At 64.4% G+C, this 18215-nt stretch carries 17 protein-coding genes and 1 other RNA gene; 6 read left to right on the top strand and 12 right to left on the bottom strand.

Annotation, left to right across the window (positions count from 1 at the left end):
- Window positions 1-121: 121 nt before the first annotated feature.
- The gene (fur, locus tag HXS66_RS11085; RefSeq protein WP_077379516.1) at window positions 122-544 is read right to left on the bottom strand and encodes a ferric iron uptake transcriptional regulator; all 423 of its coding nucleotides are present in this window, start codon (window positions 542-544) and stop codon (window positions 122-124) included.
- 78 nt (window positions 545-622) lie between these two features.
- Between fur and HXS66_RS11080 the strand changes: the two genes are divergently transcribed.
- Window positions 623-1051 carry an outer membrane protein assembly factor BamE gene (locus tag HXS66_RS11080; RefSeq protein WP_077379518.1) on the top strand — a complete coding sequence of 143 codons (429 nt, stop codon included), beginning with the start codon at window positions 623-625 and terminating at the stop codon, window positions 1049-1051.
- Window positions 1052-1210: 159 nt separating this feature from the next.
- Here HXS66_RS11080 and HXS66_RS11075 read toward each other — a convergent pair whose 3' ends face one another.
- Window positions 1211-1519 carry an RnfH family protein gene (locus tag HXS66_RS11075; RefSeq protein WP_176503554.1) on the bottom strand — a complete coding sequence of 103 codons (309 nt, stop codon included), beginning with the start codon at window positions 1517-1519 and terminating at the stop codon, window positions 1211-1213.
- Window positions 1520-1591: 72 nt separating this feature from the next.
- On the bottom strand, window positions 1592-2029 hold the full coding sequence (locus HXS66_RS11070) for a type II toxin-antitoxin system RatA family toxin (protein WP_077379522.1): 438 nt from the start codon (window positions 2027-2029) through the stop codon (window positions 1592-1594).
- Between the two features lie 162 nt (window positions 2030-2191).
- Between HXS66_RS11070 and smpB the strand changes: the two genes are divergently transcribed.
- Window positions 2192-2668, top strand: coding sequence for an SsrA-binding protein SmpB (gene smpB / locus HXS66_RS11065; protein ID WP_077379524.1), 477 nt, complete (start codon window positions 2192-2194; stop codon window positions 2666-2668).
- A 181-nt stretch (window positions 2669-2849) separates the two neighbouring features.
- Window positions 2850-3204: a transfer-messenger RNA gene (ssrA, locus tag HXS66_RS11060) on the top strand.
- Window positions 3205-3291: 87 nt separating this feature from the next.
- Here ssrA and HXS66_RS11055 read toward each other — a convergent pair.
- The 4 genes from HXS66_RS11055 to HXS66_RS11040 all read right to left on the bottom strand — a co-directional run bounded on the left by HXS66_RS11055 (window position 3292) and on the right by HXS66_RS11040 (window position 7518).
- Entirely contained in the window at window positions 3292-4152 is an 861-nt protein-coding gene (locus HXS66_RS11055; RefSeq protein ID WP_176493790.1) for an ABC transporter ATP-binding protein, read from the bottom strand.
- Window positions 4153-4284: 132 nt separating this feature from the next.
- A complete protein-coding gene (locus tag HXS66_RS11050; protein WP_176503553.1) occupies window positions 4285-5388 on the bottom strand; it encodes an iron chelate uptake ABC transporter family permease subunit in 1104 nt (367 codons plus the stop codon).
- 49 nt (window positions 5389-5437) lie between these two features.
- Window positions 5438-6406, bottom strand: coding sequence for an iron ABC transporter permease (locus HXS66_RS11045; RefSeq protein WP_077379982.1), 969 nt, complete (start codon window positions 6404-6406; stop codon window positions 5438-5440).
- 155 nt (window positions 6407-6561) lie between these two features.
- A complete protein-coding gene (locus HXS66_RS11040; RefSeq protein WP_176503552.1) occupies window positions 6562-7518 on the bottom strand; it encodes an ABC transporter substrate-binding protein in 957 nt (318 codons plus the stop codon).
- 427 nt (window positions 7519-7945) lie between these two features.
- Between HXS66_RS11040 and ybiO the strand changes: the two genes are divergently transcribed.
- Window positions 7946-10405, top strand: coding sequence for a mechanosensitive channel protein (gene ybiO / locus HXS66_RS11035; RefSeq protein ID WP_176503551.1), 2460 nt, complete (start codon window positions 7946-7948; stop codon window positions 10403-10405).
- A 139-nt stretch (window positions 10406-10544) separates the two neighbouring features.
- On the opposite strand, the gene HXS66_RS11030 is transcribed toward ybiO, so the two are convergent.
- The 5 genes from HXS66_RS11030 to hemC form a co-directional block, all read right to left on the bottom strand.
- On the bottom strand, window positions 10545-11129 hold the full coding sequence (locus HXS66_RS11030; RefSeq protein ID WP_077379535.1) for a DUF2780 domain-containing protein: 585 nt from the start codon (window positions 11127-11129) through the stop codon (window positions 10545-10547).
- A gap of 407 nt (window positions 11130-11536) precedes the next feature.
- The gene (locus HXS66_RS11025; protein ID WP_077379537.1) at window positions 11537-12760 is read right to left on the bottom strand and encodes a heme biosynthesis HemY N-terminal domain-containing protein; all 1224 of its coding nucleotides are present in this window, start codon (window positions 12758-12760) and stop codon (window positions 11537-11539) included.
- A complete protein-coding gene (locus tag HXS66_RS11020; protein ID WP_176503550.1) occupies window positions 12757-14322 on the bottom strand; it encodes a uroporphyrinogen-III C-methyltransferase in 1566 nt (521 codons plus the stop codon). Before HXS66_RS11020 ends, HXS66_RS11025 begins: the two co-directional genes overlap by 4 nt.
- Window positions 14323-15258: a uroporphyrinogen-III synthase gene (locus HXS66_RS11015; protein WP_308478286.1), complete on the bottom strand. Its 936-nt coding sequence runs from the start codon at window positions 15256-15258 to the stop codon at window positions 14323-14325.
- Window positions 15251-16198, bottom strand: a complete 948-nt coding sequence (gene hemC, locus HXS66_RS11010; RefSeq protein WP_255303209.1) for a hydroxymethylbilane synthase — start codon at window positions 16196-16198, stop codon at window positions 15251-15253. The genes HXS66_RS11015 and hemC overlap by 8 nt, the downstream gene beginning before the upstream one ends.
- 281 nt (window positions 16199-16479) lie before the next feature.
- On the opposite strand from hemC, the gene argH reads away from it, so the two are divergent.
- Window positions 16480-17874, top strand: coding sequence for an argininosuccinate lyase (gene argH, locus HXS66_RS11005; RefSeq protein WP_077379988.1), 1395 nt, complete (start codon window positions 16480-16482; stop codon window positions 17872-17874).
- Window positions 17875-17954: 80 nt separating this feature from the next.
- On the top strand, window positions 17955-18176 hold the full coding sequence (locus HXS66_RS11000; protein ID WP_077379540.1) for a lipoprotein: 222 nt from the start codon (window positions 17955-17957) through the stop codon (window positions 18174-18176).
- Window positions 18177-18215 lie beyond the last annotated feature (39 nt).

The raw sequence follows: 18215 nt of genomic DNA, 5'->3' as shown, positions 1-18215 counted from the left end.
CCAATGAACCTCCTGGCAGTTCGAACGCCAGAAACACCAACGGCCGCCCCTGTGGGGCGGCCGTTGGTGTTTCTGTCCTGCAGCGAACCTTGTCATCCCTGACACAGGCGAGGCCTGAGCATCAGCTGTCGCTCTTGGTGTCCTTGGGACGCACGTAGAGCACCAGCGCATGCTCGACCAGCTCATAGCCATGCTCCTCGACGATCTCGCGCTGGCGGCGCTCGATCTCGGGATCACAGAACTCTATGATCTCGCCGCTGTCCAGACATACCATGTGGTCATGGTGTTCTTCCTGGGACAATTCGAAGACAGCATGGCCGCCATCGAAATTGTGACGCATCACCAGTCCAGCAGTTTCAAACTGGGTGAGCACACGATAAACCGTCGCCAGACCGACATCTTCGCCAGCCTCAAGCAACGCCTTGTACACGTCCTCGGCACTCAGGTGTCGATCCATCGATTTCTCGAGGATCTGCAGGATCTTGACTCGCGGTAGGGTTACCTTGAGTCCCGCCTTGCGCAGTTCATGGTTCTGATCGGCCATGCTGGGGTACTCTTCGCAGTCGCTTGATGTATCAGGTATGATCGGCCAAGGCAAAACGATAGGGAATCTTCAGGGCAAATGCAAAACTTGATCAAAACAGTCGCCTTTTGCAGCGCCCTGTCGCTGCTCACCGGGTGTAGCTACTTCAGCGTCTACAAGCGCGACCTTCCACAGGGCAACCTGATCAAGCCGGAAATGGTCGAGCAATTGAAGCCGGGCATGAGCCGCGAACAGGTCATCTATGTGATGGGTTCACCGCTGCTAACCGCTCCCTTCAGTGAGAATAGCTGGGACTACGTATATCGCCTCAAGAAAGCGGACGGCGAGATCATCAACAAGCGCGTCACGCTGAATTTCGACGGCGATGTGCTTTCCACCATCGACAAGAGCGGCGACATCGACAAGGAAACCGTCATCGTGCCGGACCTCGACATCGACCCGCGTGCCGCACAGCCGAACCGCAACGACAGTGGTGCAGGCGCCGCTGACCTGCCGGACGAGCTGTAAGTCGACCGCCAGCGGGCCCGTCATCGACAGGTCCGGCTGGCGGGAAACGGCATGCCCGCCAGCGCTCGGATAGCAAGAGGGACCGAGTCGTGATGACAGACGGGGCACCCCAGGGTGCCCCGTCTTGCGTACGGTCGCCGATGCCCGGTGAGGACACCGCTACTTCTCGGCGCGTGCCTTGTCGGCCCGGCGCTTGCGAGCAAGCTTGGGGTCGTTGATCAAGGCACGATAGACCTCGACCCGGTCACCGGCATCCAGCACGTGCTCATCGGGCTTGCGCAACGCCTTGCCGAAGATCCCGAGATCCGCCTCGAGAAAGACCTCGGCGCCCAGTGTCGGGAAATGTTGCTCGAGATGTGCCATGCGTACGGCCTCGCGCGCCGTGGTTCCCGCCGCGACGGCCAGGGAGACGATCTTCTGCTTCTCCGGCAGCGCATAGGCCACCTCGACCGTGATTCTGTCGCTCATGCTTGCTCCTGTCGGACTCACCTTTCAGACCACGTCATCAGGCCTTCTCTACGGCCTTGCCTGTGGCGGACATCAATTCGCGCCGTACAGCTGGTCAGCACGCCGCGTGAACGCCTCGACCATCTGACCGGCGACCTGACTGAACAACTTGCCGAAGGCCATGCCCAGCAGGCGATTGCTGAATTCGAAATCCAGCTCCAGCGAGACCTTGCAGGCATCCTCGCTCAGCGGCGTGAACAGCCAGCGTCCCTCGAGACGCTTGAAAGGGCCGTCGACCAGACTCAACTCTATGCGCTGGGGGGCGAACAGATCATTGCGGGTCACGAAGCTCTGCTCCATGCCCGCCTTGGACAGAGTCAGCCTGCCCACCAGATGGGCGTCATCCTGCTCAAGCAACTGGGCATCACTGCAGCCCGGCAGGAATTCGGGGTAACGCTCGAAATCATTGACCAGATCGAACATCGCCTGGGCCGAGTGCCGAACCAGGGCAGACCGGTTGACCGTAGGCATCTAGCTCTCCGCTGACTTGGATACGCGCCTTGCGTATCATGAACAATGGGCCGGCGCATGAAGTGCCGTCTGGCCTTGAATGGTAACACGCCTCCCCCCATCCAGAAGGATGCGCCAGCTGTCCGTCGGGCAGTGGCAGGAGCACACGACAAACGAGGCAACATGGGCAAGAAAAAGAAACCCCAACAGGGCGGCAACCTGATCGCCCAGAACAAGAAGGCACGCCACGAATACCACATCGAGGAAGCCTTCGAGGCGGGGCTGGTACTGGCAGGCTGGGAGGTCAAGGCGCTGCGGGCGGGCAAGGGCCAGCTGACGGACACCTACATCGTGATCAAGAACGGTGAGGCCTGGCTGCTCGGCTGTCATATCCATCCGCTGGAGACGGTCAACACCCACGCGGTGGCGGACCCGCAACGCACGCGCAAGCTGTTGCTGCACAAGAAGCAGATCGCGCGCATCTTCTCGCGCACCCAGGACAAGGGTCACACCTGCGTCCCCATCAAGCTGTACTGGAAGAACGCGATCGTGAAATGCGAGATCGCGCTGGTGGAAGGCAAGAAGATGCATGACAAGCGTGCCACCGAGAAGGACCGTGACTGGAACCGCCAGAAGGCACGTATCCTGCGGGATCGCTGAGACTGTCAGCGCCATGATCGCGCGCCGCGCCTGCGCCGTTGCGATATGGGAGGCAAGGGCTTTGAATCACGGCAAATCATTGTCAGACCAGAAAAAATTCCTGAGGCCTTGAACTGGCGTAGCACAGTCTCCACCTGTTATGATGACACCGTAGCAAAGCAGCAAGCAGTAACACTGTTATGGGGGCGTTCTGGCATTCGACGCTGGTGGCAAACCCTGAGGTGCATGCCGAGATCGTAACGTATCTCGTAAATAAAACGTTGCAAATATATAGTCGCAAACGACGACAACTACGCTCTAGCTGCATAAGCTGCTCATGATACCGTTGCGCCTGTTCAAGGTGGATTGAGAACGAGCCCGTATAAACAGGATCGTCTTGGCCGACGTCTCTAAGGTCGAGATTAAAACTCAGAGAATCGCATTGCTGTAGCCTGTTCATTGGCGGCAGTCGTGTTAAATCAAATAATGAAACTAAGCATGTAGAGCCGAAGGCGGAGTGCCGGCGGACACGGGTTCGACTCCCGTCGCCTCCACCATATCCGTGACAAGAAGGCCTCCCCTCGGGGAGGCCTTCTTGTTTTCTGCTGTCTGATATTCCGCGCGCCGAGTCGTGCCAGGCGCTCTCAGGTAGCACTGCCACTCAGGCGCTCGTCCGTGCGCCGCACGCCGATCAACAGCGGGGTACCGGTCTCGGGGTCAGGAATCAGCCGGCATTCGACACCGTAGAGCTTGCGCACCAGCGCCGGTGTCACCACTTCGGAGGGCGGACCTTCCGCGACCACGCTGCCCGCATGCATCGCCACGAGGTGGTCGGCATAGCGACAGGCACTGGCCAGGTCATGCACCACCATCACGATGGTCTTGCCTTCCTCGTGGGCCAGCCGCTGGATCAGTTCGAAGACCTCGATCTGATGGCCGAGATCCAGCGCCGAGGTCGGCTCATCCAGCAACAGCAGCGGCGTCTGCTGCGCCAGCGCCATCGCGATCCAGGCACGCTGACGCTGGCCACCGGACATGGAGGCCAGCTCACGGTCGGCCAGACTCTCGATGTCAGCGGCCGCGATCGCCGCCGAGACCACCTCCTGATCCTCCTGCGACCACTGACGGAAGGCTCCCTGATGCGGCTGGCGACCGAAGCGCACCAGCTCATGCACCGTCACGCCTTCCGGCGAGTGTGTCTCCTGGGGCAGCAGCGCGATGCGCTGCGCGACATCACGGCGCCCGAGACGTCGTATGTCCTGACCCTCCAGCAATACCGCACCAGCATGCGGTGCCTGCAGGCGGGCCAGACCGGCCAGCAGCGTGGACTTGCCACAGCCGTTGGGCCCGACGATGGCCGTCACCTTGCCATCCGGCAGCGCCAGCGTCAGCGCATCGATCACGGCCACATGCCGCTGTCCGCTGCCATACCCCAGCGACAGCTCACTGGCCTTGAGAGTGGCGGCCACGGTGTCCCCGCAGCGTGGATGATGTTCAGCGCTCATGGCGCATTCTCCTGAAACGATGACCCTCGTGACCCGGTTGGTCCGCGAGGGCTGCGGGCGGCTCTCAGGTCGGTGATGCAGACATGGCAGCCACACGGTGAATGGGGGCATCGGCCGGACAGGACAGCCTGACTAGCGCGGGCTGCGCAGCAGGATCCACAGCAGATAGGGGCTGCCGACCACCGCCATCACGATACCGACCGGAATCTCGAGAGGTGACAGCAACGTGCGTCCCGCGAGGTCCGCCAGCACCATCACCAGCGCCCCTGCCAATGCCGAACCCAGCAAGGGCACTCCCTTGTGGCGCGACAGGTAGCGGGCGATCTCGGGACCGACCAACGCCACCATGCCCACCGGGCCGGCCACGGCCACCGCGGCGGCCGTCAGCAGTACCGAGAGCCACAGCGTCGCCATGCGCACACGGGCGACATGCTGACCAAGTCCGATGGCGACAGAATCGGTAAAGCGCAGCGTATTGAGCCCTCGCCCCAGCCACAACGCCGCCGGCACCGTCAGCAGCAAGGCAATGCCCAGCCATTCGAGCGAGGAGACATCCCGTGCGTTGAGGCTCCCCACCGTCCACGGATAGGCGCTGTTGGCGACATCGATGGACACCCGCGCCAGCATCAACTGGGTGCCGGCACCGAACAGCGCCCCGACGCCGATCCCCGCGACCAGGAAGCGATAGCCGCGCGTGCCGATGCCACCGGAAAGCCCGAAGGCCAGCGCCGTGGCGACCACGGCGCCGCTCAGTGCCATCGCCGGTGGCGCCAGCGAGGCGCCGAGCCCGACGACGGAGGCAACCGCAAAGGCGGTCGCGCCATTGTCGATGCCGATGATGCCCGGCGTGGCGAGACGGTTGCTGGCCAGTGTCTGCATCAGACAGCCAGCCAACGAGAAGGCGGCGCCCGTTCCGAGGCCGGCCAGCAGTCTCGGCAGCCGCAGCTCCCGGACCACGAAGACATCGGCGAATGCACCATGGCCGAACGCGGCCTTCAGGGCGGCGTAGGGGCCCAGGCCCGCGCTGCCCAGCATCAAGGCGGCCACGCAGGCACTCAGCAGTGCCAGCAGCAGACCGAGGTTGGCCAGCAATGGGGCCCGATGCCACAGCAACGACAGGGGCCCGCAGCGCCACCAGAACGTATCGGCCGGTGCCGTGGCGACAGGGCATGATGCCTGGCGCCGAGGCACCCCGGCATCAGAAGAGGCCGATGAAGAAGGAGCGGAGCGATACATAGGCGTTTCCGGGTTATCTGTCATGAAGAACGGCGCATTGAAGCCTGACTCACAGAATCGGCAGGCGACGAGCGCGCACCACGGCAATCAGTACCGGCGCGCCCAGCAGCGTGGTCAGCACGCCCAGCGGCAACTCGGAAGGACGAACGAGCAGACGCGAGACCACGTCGGCGCTCACCAGCATCACCACGCCCAGCGGCAGGCACAACCACAAGGTGCGGCGGATATCCGCGCCACACAGCGCACGCGCGACATAAGGCACGGCCAGTCCCACGAAGGCGATCGGCCCCGCGAGGGCCGTGGCGGCCCCGACCAGCAACGCGACCACCAGTACCGTCAGCTTGCGCACGCGCCCCGGGTGATGGCCAAGTCCACTGGCCACCGCCTCACCCAGCGCCAATGCCGCCAGCGGCCTGACCAGCCACAGCGTCAAGGCGAGGGCGAGCATGAGGCTCGGCAGGCTGCCACCCAGCGCCTCCAGCGAACGCCCTGCCAGACTGCCGATGACCCAGAAACGGATCTCGTCTGCCGCGCGCTGGTCGATCAACAATACCAGCGACGTGAGAGCCACCAGCAGGCTGGAAAGCGCTGCACCGGCCAGTACCAGGCGCACGGGGTCCTGGCGTGCACCACTTAGCCGCACCGTGCTCATCACGAACAGGCAGCCCAGCAAGGCGCCAGCCTGAGCCACCAGCACATGCAGGCCTGCGGCCTCCATCCCCAGCAACAGGGCGATGGCGACGGCAAAGGCCGCGCCTGCGCTGACACCCAGCAGCCCCGGCTCCGCCAGGGGATTGCGTGCGACCACCTGCATCAATGCGCCGCCGCAGGCCAGCATCATGCCCACGGCGATGCCGATCACGGTACGCGGTGCACGCAGCTCGGTGACCACGAAGCGGGCCTCCTCGCTGCCCTGCCCCATCAATACCGCCCACGCCTGGGCAGGGCCGATATCTCCCGCGCCCCACAACAGACTGGCCAGGCAGGCCAGTACCGCCGCCAGACACGCCACTGGCATGACCTGCCCCAACGACAGACGCCCGGCGACCTTGCGGGTCGCCGGGCGAAGAGCTGTCTGTGGGGAGCCAGGCCGTGAGGACGCTCCTTCAGCCGCCATGCTGCCTCCCGACCTGACGGCATGACGCCTGATGAGTCGAGACGGGCCAGTCCCGCTTACCCATCACTGCGCGCCTGCTCGATGTCCTTGAGCAGCGCCTCGGCCGCCAGCGGACCACTGGCACTGGTCCACAACTGACCATTGACGCCGACCAGACTGTCACGCGATGCGTGCTCGAGACGCTGGAAGGCCGGCTCCTTCGCCAGGGCGTCAGCGGCAGCCTCAGAGGAATCATCCAGGGTCGCCAGGAAGAGTGTGTCGGCATCGATGCGCGCCATGTTCTCATCGCTCAGCGGGTCGGAATGCGGACGCCCCGGCTTGACCAGATCCCCGCCCACCAGCTGATAGCCGGTCGCGGCGAGCAAGCCGGTCGCGAACAGCTCATCGGACATCGCCATCAGGCCACCCGGCATGCGACGCACCAGGCTGGCAGTCTGCGGTGTGGTCATCTCGGCCTTCAGGCGCGCCGCGTGAGCGTCGATGGCGGCCAGACGCGCCTCGAGCTCCGCTTCGGCCTCTTCCCCGAGTGCCAGGGCATAGACTCGGCTCTGCTGCTTCCAGGCCTCCCGGCTGAGCGCCGCCCCGCCTGGCACGATGGTCGGCGCCAGACGCGACATCAGCTGATATTGCGCCTTGTCCAGCCCCGGGGGAGCCAGAATCATGTCCGGCTTGAGCGCCACGATGGCCTCGAGATTGAACTCTCGCGGTGTACCGACGATCTCGATCTCCGGCACCCGAGATTGGAGATAGCTGGCCACGCCATCACCGCCGCGCGTGGTGACCGCGCCCAGCGGCGTCACCTCGCTGGCGACCGCCACATCCAATGCCCCTTCATAGAGCGTCACCACGCGCTGCGGAGTGCCCTCGAGCTCCAGTTCACCATAGGCGGTCTGGACCTCACGAGCCTCGGCAGACACCGCGGCTCCCATCAACACGACCGCCAGTGACGCCACCAGCCCACGACGCAGGCGGGACAGGGCAGGAACAGCAAACACATGGGAAGAGTGGGTCATTCGTTTCTCCAGGGAGCGAATATCAGGGCGGCGAGATCGGATGGTAATAATAATTGATCGCAACAATACCGCCTGTCCAGCCATCGGGCCACATCAGTTCCTGCAACGCGACATTGCAACAATCCGGTGAGCAAGGCTTGAAGGATGCGCAGCGCTGCCGCAGGCTGTGGCGCTGAAGAATCTCTCGCATACCGTCATCGGGGGTTGGGTTACCTGCAATCGCCCCGATAACACAGGAGAGTACGTGCGCGGGATGCGCACATCACGCTCCCACATCCAATCGACAGCGCCTGACGTATGACGTGGCCATGCCGATGTCCAAAAGGCACAGACGCTCAGCTATCCGGGTGCCTCCGCGTCACCTCAGGGAGCCCGCATGACTCGACTCCATCTCCATCCGACATTCACCAGACAGGAGAAGCCATCAGTGGCGACCCCGATCCCCCCCCACTCCCCTCCCGCGCAAACCGCAACGTCATCGATCGCCTCGCGCCTGAGTGCCGGCTGGTTACAGGGCCTGATGGCACTGGCGATCATGCTGTGCCTCAGCGTCAGTGGCCTGGCGCATGCCGCCCCCGCCAGCGATGCTGACGCCGCCAGCTCGTCCTATGAGAGTCTGGCGACGTTGCTCGAGGACCCCGACCAGCGTGAGGCACTGATTGAAGGCTTGCGCCAGCTGGACAGCAAGACGAGCGAACAGGCAGCCGAGGTGGCGGGGACGGAAGTCACGCTGAGCGAGGACTCACCGTCACTGTCTCGCCAGCTGGCCGAGATCAGCCAGGAGCTTGTCGCAGAGCTTTCCGCCACTCTGGACCGCATGATCCAGACGCTCAGCGGCCTCGGCAGTGAAGATGCCAGCAGCATCGACTGGGAGCGCTTCATGACCGAAGCCATCAGTCTGGGGCTGGTGGTAATCTCCACCATCGGGCTGTTCCTGATCCTGCGCCGGCTGGCCCATCCGCTCTTCAGTCGCGTCAGCCAATGGTCGCTGGATGGTCAGCACCGCAGCCCGCTGCTGCGCACCCTGATGGCAGTGATCATCGCGGCGATCGTCGATGTGGCCGTGATCGGTCTGGCGTTCCTGGGGGGCTATCTGCTGGCCATCTTCGCCTATGGCGAACAGGGCGTGATAGGACAGCGCGAGTCGATGTTCCTGAATGCCTATCTGGTGATCGAGCTGGTCAAGGCCTTGATGCGCATGCTGTTCTCCTCCGGCTACCAGGGCCTGCGCCTGATGCCGATGCGAGATGAGGTCGCCCGCTACTGGAATCGTTCACTGGCATTGCTCGCCGGCTTCATCGGCTACGGCATCCTCGTCGTGGTACCGATGATCAACAACAATCTGGCACCGGCCGTGGGCAGCTTCGTCAGCCTGCTGATCATGGGTATCGCGCTGATCTGGGCCATCGTGGTCATCAGCCGCAACCGTGTTCTGCTGCGTGACCGCCTGCTCGATCAGGCCCGCGAGACCCACAATGCCTTCATCGCCGTCTGCCTGCGCATTCTGGCGCGTACCTGGCACCTGATCGCGCTGGCCTACTTCGCGACCCTGTTCATCATCTCGCAGACGACACCGGAAGAGGCGCTGCCCTTCATGATGGCCGCGACGCTCAAGACGCTGCTCGCCATCGGTGGCGGGGCGCTGCTGTCTCGCGTGCTGACGCAGCTGATCGGCAAGCGCATCCAGGTGTCCGACAAGCTGCGTGGTCAGCTGCCGATGCTGGAGACGCGCCTCAACTCCTACATCCCGACCGCGCTGCGCATCATGCGCGCCATCATCCTGGTCGTCGTGGTCGGCATAGTGCTGAATGCCTGGAGCATCGTGGCGCTTGGCGACTGGCTGGCAACGGACGCCGGGGCCCTGCTGCTGTCACGCATCTTCCATGTGCTGTTCATCCTCGCCTTCGCGGTCGTGATCTGGGTCGGCATCGCCAGCCTGATCGAGCACAAGCTCAATCCGGATACCGGCAAGGGCAAGCCCTCCTCACGCGTGGAAACCCTGCTGGCACTGTTTCGCAATGCCATCGCCATCGCGATGATCGTCTTCACCGCGATGATCGTGCTGTCGGAGATCGGCATCGACATCGCGCCGCTGCTGGCCGGTGCCGGGGTGCTCGGTCTGGCGATCGGTTTCGGGGCCCAGAAGATGGTGCAGGACATCATCACCGGCGTGTTCATCCAGCTCGAGAATGCCATCAACACCGGTGACGTGGTCACCGCCGGTGGCGTGACCGGGACGGCGGAACGCCTGACCATCCGCTCGGTGGGCATCCGCGATCTGTCCGGCACCTTCCATATCGTGCCGTTCTCCTCGGTGGATACCGTCTCCAACTACATGCGTGACTTCGCCTACCATGTCGGCGAGTACGGCATTTCCTACCGCGAGAACGTCGATCACGCCATCGTGCACCTGCGTGCGGCCTTCGACGAACTCCAGGAAAGCAGTTATGGCGCGGAGATTCTCGAGCCGGTCACCATCGCTGGCGTCTCGTCGCTCGCCGACAGCTCGGTCAACATCCGTGTGATGATCAAGACCAGCCCGGGCAACCAGTGGGCCATCGGCCGCGAGTACAACAAGCTCGTGAAGCAGCACTTCGACGCCGCCGGCATCGAGATCCCGTTCCCGCACATGACCATGTACTTCGGTCAGGACAAGGACGGTGGTGCGCCGCCGGCCAACGTTCGCACCATGCACGAACCGTTCGTGATCGATGGCTCCGCCGCCGGTCAGCCGAAGACTCCCGAGCAGCGTGAGGCCGCCGCCAAGGTGGCTCAGCGTCGCGAGGAGACCCCGCTGACCCGCCATGCCACCAAGGACGGCGAAGTCGTGGATGCCGAGGAACAGCGCATCCGTCAGACCACCCAACCGGATGCCGACGGCGACTGATCGCGCGCCCGGGGTATCCCGACACGGCTGCCTGCGATGGGCGCCGGACTGAAACGAAAACGCCCCCGAGCCAATGGCTCGGGGGCGTTTTCATGTGCGGGCGTAAACCGATGCCTCACACCTCATGCGCGAGGCTGGCTCAGGAGCCGGTGCCCCACAGGCCAGACAGTGAGCTCAGCAGCGTCGAGCTGACACCTTCGCCACCCATGTAGCTGAGCAGCACCGGCGCGAACTGGGACACCATGCTGCTGTCCATGCCCAGCGCGGAGAAGGCGCTGTCCAGAGACGCACTGTCATCGACATTGCCGACGGTGCTGGCCAATGCCGTGGCATTGTCATTGCCGCTCAGGCTGGCAAGGCTGGACAGGGTCGAGAGAGAGCTGCTGCTGGTCAGGCTGGACAGCTGCGGCACTTCACTGGACAGCTCGGAGGTCGCGCTGGAACCCAGCTGGGACTGAGCCAGTGCCAGCATGGCAGCGGAACCACCCAGCGCCTGGGTGGAAGACACGCCCAGCTGGGATGTCAGGCTGGACATCAGGTCGGCTGCCGGCAGGGACTGGCCCGTCTGGCTGCTCAGCATGCTGCTGGCCAGGCTCATCATGGAGCTGGAGGAGCTGGAGGAACTGGCGGTGTTGCCGGAAGAGCTGTTGCCGGTAGCGGCACAGCCGGCAAGTGACACGGCCAGTACGGAGGCGCCCATCAGGGCCAGGGACTTTTGCAACATGCAGACTCCATTATGTCTTGGGGATAAGCCGAACAAGGCTCAGGAATGGCCTGCCGTGACGGCAGATCATTCATCACGCGGAATCATCGCACGGAGGAAATGCCGACAGCCAGCGCCATGGGTGCCCAGCGCCCCACGGCGGGCATGGATCGCCGGTTGCAGGGTCTGCAACCCCGAGTCTTGCAGGGCCGCCCGAGACCGCTACCGGCTCAGACCTTCACCACCACGGAGGGGGAAAAGCGCCATCTGACAGGCAAAAAGAAGGGTATCCCGTCACGCCTTGGCATGAACGCGGATACCCGGAGAGTAACCAATGTCCACCGACCAGAGACCTGGCCGGCGGCAGTTTTTCATCTTCTCGCGAAATGAGGAAACAATGTGCAGCGCCGCCCGACGGGCGGCGTCGATCAGGCGTTGTCCTTGCTGGGCTGCGGCAGCGCCGGCAGTGAACGATCCAGCAGCTCGACGCTCTGGCGATAGTAGAGCTGACTCTTGTTGTGCTCGCCAAGGTTGGCGAACAGACGTGCCAGCTCGGCACACACCGTGCCGCTCGGACGCTGACGCTGACTGGCCTCGAAATACTCCTGCGCCTTGCCCCAGTTGGCGTTGCGCAATGCCAGTCGACCCAGCGACAGCAGCAGGTCCGGGTCATTCGGGCGCTCCTGCAGCCACTTCTCGGCATACACCAGCTGACGCGGTGCATCCACGTCCAGCAGGCCATAGCGCAGCACCAGACGTGAATCCCAGCATTCCTTCAGCGAGTGACGCAGCAGGCGCTCTGCCAGCCCTTCCTGCCCACCGGCGATCAATGCCTCGGCATACAGGGCGACCAGATTCACGTCGCTGCGCAGGTGGTCCGGCATGTCGGCCCACAGGTTGCGCACGCGCTCGATGTCTTCCGGATTGCGCGCGGCCTGCTGGATCAGTGCCACGTAGGCGCGCTGTTCCAGCTCCTTCTTCTCTTCCGGCGAGATGAGGTCCTGCTTGTCGAGACGCGGCATCAGGCGACGCAGGCCATCCCAGTCATTCACCGCCAGATACGCCTGCTTGAGCAGCTTGAGGACCTGCGGGTGCTCGCCGAGCTGCTTGTCGAGACGCGTCAGCGTCGCGAGTGCCTGCTCGTGCTGCTGGCGATCCAGCATCAGCTGCGCCTGCACCAGCCCCACGGCACTCTCGGAGCCCTGAGTGGACTCATGAGCACGCTTGAGCAGCGTATCCGCCTGCTCGAAACGCCCCTGATAGTGGGCGGCGAGTGCTGCGGACAGATAGTTGACCAGCGGTGTGCTGGAGTCCTCCGCAGAATGGGTCAGCGACTTCTCGGCACGCTTCCAGCGGCCTTCGGCCAGTGCCACCAGGCCACGCACGGTCTTGCGAGTGGCATTGCGATGGCGCGTGCGGCTGTTCCACACCTTGAGGCGCGAGAACGGATGCGCGAAACGCGACAGCAGACGCAGGCCGAAATGCAGCACCACGAAGGCGCCCAGCAGCAGCACCAGCCCGAACCAGAAGGACGTCTGGACCGAGGTATCACCGACACGAATCAGCCAATAGCCGGGAAACGACTGCATCAGCTGACCGAACAGCGCACCGATGGCCAGGCCGATGATGATCAGCAGTATCAGTTTTCTCATGCCTCACCACCCCCGGACTGGGCGCGGCGTTCGATCAGCTCACGCAGCGTGTTGAGAGACGCGGAGATATCCGGAAGCTCCGGGCGGATGGTCTTGCCCTTGAGGTCTTCCAGCTTGGCGACGGCATTCTGCACGCCATCGGTCTTGGTATCGTAGTAGCCGTTGACCAGCGTGATCGCCTTGTCGATGGCCGCCTGATACAGCTTCGGCTCTTCCTTGAGCAGCGCCAGCTGGGCCTGCTCGAGCACCAGACGCACGTTCTGGCGCAGATAGGATTCCTGCTCCGGCGTGATCAGGGCTTCCAGCGCCTCATCGTGACGACGCACGGTGACCAGATTCTTCAGCTCATTGCCGAAGCGCGCCAGCTGCTGCTGCCAGCCGCCGGTGGGTGGAGCGTCGTTCTCGACCTTGGCGGCGATCTCGGCCACGTCCTGCTTGAGCGGCAGACGCGCCAGCTGTTCCTGCTCGGCGAGCAGCGCCAGGTAGATGCCACTGCGATCGACACGCGGCACGCTGTCGAGGCTGGCGAGCTCGGACTGGATCGCCTTGCGAACCGGCAGCAGGGCGGGATTGTCCGCCTCGGCGATACGCGCATCGGCGTTCTCGAGCAGTGCGTCGGCACCGTTCACGTCACGCTCCAGCTGCAGACGCTGATTGGCGAGACGCAGCAGGTATTCGGCCTCCGCGTAATGCCAGTCGCGGGCATCGGTCTGCTGGGTCTTGCTGAGCTCCTCGAGCACCTTGTTGAGCGCCTGCTCGGTCTGCTGGCTCTCGCCGGACAGACGCTTGTCGAGATCACTGACCTGCGACGCGTTCTTGTCGAGCTTGCCGGACAGGCTGGCGACCTTGCTCTCGACCTGGCCGACCTGCTGGGTCACGGATTCGCTGACCTGCTTGTCGAGGCCCTGGGCATCCGGCAGGGCGTTCAGACGCTGCCAGCCGAACCAGGCCAGTACCGCGACGACGATGGCAAGAAGAATGACCAGCACCAGTGCGATGCCGCCGGCAGCACTCTTCTTGCTGCCCTGCGGCTCGCTCGGCGGCGTGCCTCCTCCCGCGCCCCCCACGGCGGCACCGGCACTCTTGCCCGTCACGCCGCTCTTGTCTGAAGCCCCTCCCTTGCCTGAGGCAGCGCCCTTGCCGGACGCCGTCGAGGCAGTGGTCGTCTCGGCGGCAGGCGCGGTATCGGTCTGCTTCGGGAAGGGAGATTTCGCGCCGGAAGGCGTCGAGGCGTTATCGTCGGAAGTCTGGCTCACGGGCGTGGACTCGCTGGCAGTGGAGGATGAAGAGGAGGAGCTGCCCTGTCCCTTTCCCCGTCCACGACGGTTGCGCCCGCCACGCGAGCGTCGCTCACGTGGGGCGTCAGCCGTGGCGGATGACGAGGAAGAGGAGGACGAACGGGAGGCCTCGGCGCCAGGGCGGCCAGAGGCAGTGTCTTCGGCGTGTTCGCCGGGAGCGGAAGAGGCATCTGATGCGCGAGCGGCAGCATCCTTGTCGCTCGGCTTGCCTGGCGTGGTGCCGGCAGAGCCGTGGTCTTCCTGATCGTGTTCTCGGTTGCTCATCTACGCTTGCCCTTTTCCGGATTCTTGGGAATCGATGGCCTCGCGCGGACCAGGCGCAGTGGCGCCGGTCTCTCTCGCATGGCGAGTCGGGGCGCAGGCATCCAGCACTGCCTGCCTCAGGGCCCCGGGTGAGGCATCCGCGGCGACCGTCACGCGCTCGAACCCATGAGCGTGTGCCAGTGTAGCCAAACGGTTGCTCGACACGATTAGCGGTTGGTTCAAGGTCCGCGTCGTTGCCGAGGTCACTACCGCCTCAAGCAGCGTATTGCTGGTCACCACCATTGCATCATACGCGCCCGCCGCCAGACGGCCAGCCTGTTGAGAGGACAAAGCCAACGGAAGGCGTCGATAAAGCGCCAGACGCGTCACCCGGGCACCGCGTGCCACCAGGGTGTCCTCCAGCAAGGCGCGCCCGCCTTCTCCGGCCGCCAGCAGCCAGCGCTGCCCCTGAAGCTGCTGCAGGGACGGCAGCGAGAGCAGGGCCTCGCTGGTCGTGCCGACCGGGGCATCCACCTCGACATGTGCGCCACGCGTGGCGTGTGGCGGCACTCTCACCCGAACGCCGAGGCGTGAGTGGAGTACCTCTGCCGTCGCGGAGCCCACCGCGTAGAAGGCAAGCCCCTCGGGCAATTGCGGCCACCAGTCTTCCAGCCAGTCCGCCAGGTAGCCGGCGGCCTGAGGCGAGATGACTACCACCCCTCGATAGAGGTCGATGTCGAGAATCGCCTGACGCCCGGCGGGCTCCAGCGGCAGCGGCTCGAGCGCCATCAGCTTCAGGCACTCCACGGCGCAGCCAACGTCTCTCAGCATCGCATCAAGCACGGCACCGCGCGAGCCCGGACGCGTCGTCAGCACTTCAAGAGACGACCGCGCACTCGATGCCGCGCGAGGCATCGCCCGGTCATCCACCTCCGCATGGCGGGCGCCATCAGTCACGCGCATCGCCATAGACCGCCGCCAGAATCTCGCCGGCCCCCTGCTGCAACAGATCTTCCGCCACGGCGATGCCCAGCGCTTCGGGCGTATCGGCCGGACCACGCGCCTCGGCACGCAGGATGACGCTGCCATCGGGATTGCCGACCAGTGCCCGCAACCACAGCTGCCTGCCACCCTCTTCCAGCACGGCATAGCCACCGATCGGTACCTGGCAGCCACCTTCCAGATGCGTATTCATGGCGCGCTCGGCCAGCACGCAACGACTGGAGTCTTCATGAGCCAGCGGCGCCAGCAGGGCGAGAATCTCCTCGTCCTGCAGGTTGCATTCGATGCCCAGCGCGCCTTGTCCACAGGCCGGCAGACAGGTCTCGGCGTCCATCTCGGCGGTGATGCGTGCATCCAGTTCGAGGCGCTGCAGGCCGGAGGTGGCGAGGATGATGGCGTCGAACTCACCGGCATCCAGCTTGCCGAGACGCGTCTGGACATTGCCGCGCAGGCTGAGCACCTCGAGATCCGGACGGGCGGCCTTGGCCTGCAGGCCACGACGCAGGCTGGAGGTGCCCAGGCGAGCCCCCTGGGGGAGCGCGTCAAAGTTGGCGTGGTCGTTGGAGACGAACGCATCGGTGGGCGCATGGCGCTCGAGAATCACGGCCAACCCCAGCGATTCCGGGAAATGCATCGGCACGTCCTTCATGGAGTGCACGGCGATGTCGGCGCGGCCATCCAGCATGGCTTCTTCCAGTTCCTTCACGAACAGGCCCTTGCCACCGATCTTGGCCAACGGCGTGTCGAGAATCTTGTCGCCCCGCGTGGACATCGGCACCAGCTCGACCGTCAAGCCGGGATGCAGGGCTTCCAGACGTGCCTTGACGTGTTCAGCCTGCCACAGGGCAAGCAGGCTCTTGCGGGTCGCGATACGCAGGGTCTCACGGCGGGACACGGCATTCTCCTTGGGACGCGCGACGCTGGCGCGACAGTCGAAACGTTCGTGACGGCCAACATTGGCCGCCACCGGATACCGTCATCATAAAGCCACTGATGGCCAAGGGGAAAATCCCCGGAAGCGTCACGATGACACGCCTCCCTGGCCGCAACGCATCTTGGTGCCCCCCCCCTCGCCCATCCGACGGAGTCTGGTACACTCCAAGGTCAACGATACCGGCTGCGCGACCGTGCACCGGACGCCGAACTCTGGACATGTCACCACAATTCGAGATCCCGATGAGCGAATCTACCAATCAGTCCTGGGGCGGCCGCTTCAGCGAGCCGACCGATGCCTTCGTGGCCCGCTTCACCGCGTCCGTCGATTTTGATCAGCGCATGGCGCAGCACGACATTCGTGGCTCCATCGCCCACGCCACCATGCTGGCCGGCGTCGGCGTGCTGAGCGAGGAAGAGCGCGACACCATCATCGAAGGACTGAAGGAGATCAGCGAAGAGATCGCTCGCGGCGAATTCGAGTGGTCCGTCGCGCTGGAAGATGTGCACATGAACATCGAGGCACGTCTGACCGCCAAGATCGGCAACACCGGCAAGAAGCTGCACACCGGTCGCTCACGCAATGATCAGGTGGCCACCGACATCCGCCTTTACCTGCGCGACGAGATCGACGTCATCGACGCCGAGCTGACGCGTCTGCGGGAAGGCATGCTGGGCCTGGCCGAGCAGGAAGCCGACACCATCATGCCGGGCTTCACTCACCTGCAGAGCGCTCAGCCGGTCACCTTCGGCCACCATCTGCTGGCGTGGCAGGAAATGGTCGCCCGTGACCAGGACCGCCTGCGTGACTGCCGTGCCCGCATGAACGTGCTGCCGCTGGGCGCCGCGGCGCTGGCCGGTACCACCTTCCCCATCGACCGCCACGTCACCACCGAGCTGCTCGGCTTCGATCGTCCGACCGAGAACAGCCTCGACTCCGTCAGCGACCGTGACTTCGCCATCGAATTCACCAGCTTCGCCAGCCTGCTGATGATGCACCTGTCACGCATGAGCGAAGAGCTGGTGCTGTGGACCAGCGCCCAGTTCGACTTCATCGATCTGCCGGATCGCTTCTGCACCGGTTCCTCCATCATGCCGCAGAAGAAGAACCCGGACGTGCCGGAACTGGTGCGTGGCAAGACCGGCCGTGTCTATGGCCACCTGATGAGCCTGCTGACCCTGATGAAGTCCCAGCCGCTGGCCTACAACAAGGACAATCAGGAAGACAAGGAGCCGCTGTTCGATACCATCGATACCGTACGCGGCAGCCTGCGCGCCTTCGCCGACATGATTCCGGCGATCCGCGCCAAGTCCGACAACATGTACGCCTCGGCCAGCAAGGGCTTCGCCACCGCGACTGATCTGGCGGATTACCTGGTGCGCAAGGGTGTCGCCTTCCGGGATGCCCACGAGATCGTCGGCAAGTCCGTCGCCTTCGGCATCGAGCAGAAGCGTGACCTGTCCGAGATGACGCTGGATGAACTCAAGCAGTTCTCCGACACCATCGAACAGGACGTCTTCGACGTGCTCACGCTGGAAGGTTCCGTCGCGGCGCGCAATCACATCGGGGGCACCGCGCCGAATCAGGTGCGTGCTGCCGTGCAGCGTGCACGTGAGGCGCTGACCAGCCGCGCCTGAAACCGTCAAGTCGGGGCCTGACCGTGTACTGCACCGTCAGGCCCTCACCGCTTCATCGTCAGCTGCCAGGAGGCCGCCCGATGCGTCATCTGATGAGCCAGTCCGCCCGTCACGCCCTTCGTACCCTTGCGGGCCTGCTGCTGGGTGCAGGCCTTCTGACCGGCTGCGGTCAGAAGGGCCCGCTGTATCTGCCGGCGGACGCCGATGCCGGCGGTCAACGTGCCGAGGCACCCGCCCCTGCACCGGCTGCCGCCGAGACAGAGCGCACCGCCGCTACCGAGACTTCCGGCAGCGACGCCTGAGCCCCCCTTACATCTCCGGCGGGTGATACCCGCCGGCGC

It is taken from the genome of Cobetia sp. 5-11-6-3, assembly GCF_013374055.1.
GTDB lineage: Bacteria > Pseudomonadota > Gammaproteobacteria > Pseudomonadales > Halomonadaceae > Cobetia > Cobetia marina.
This window is presented reverse-complemented; position numbering and strand designations above follow the sequence as displayed.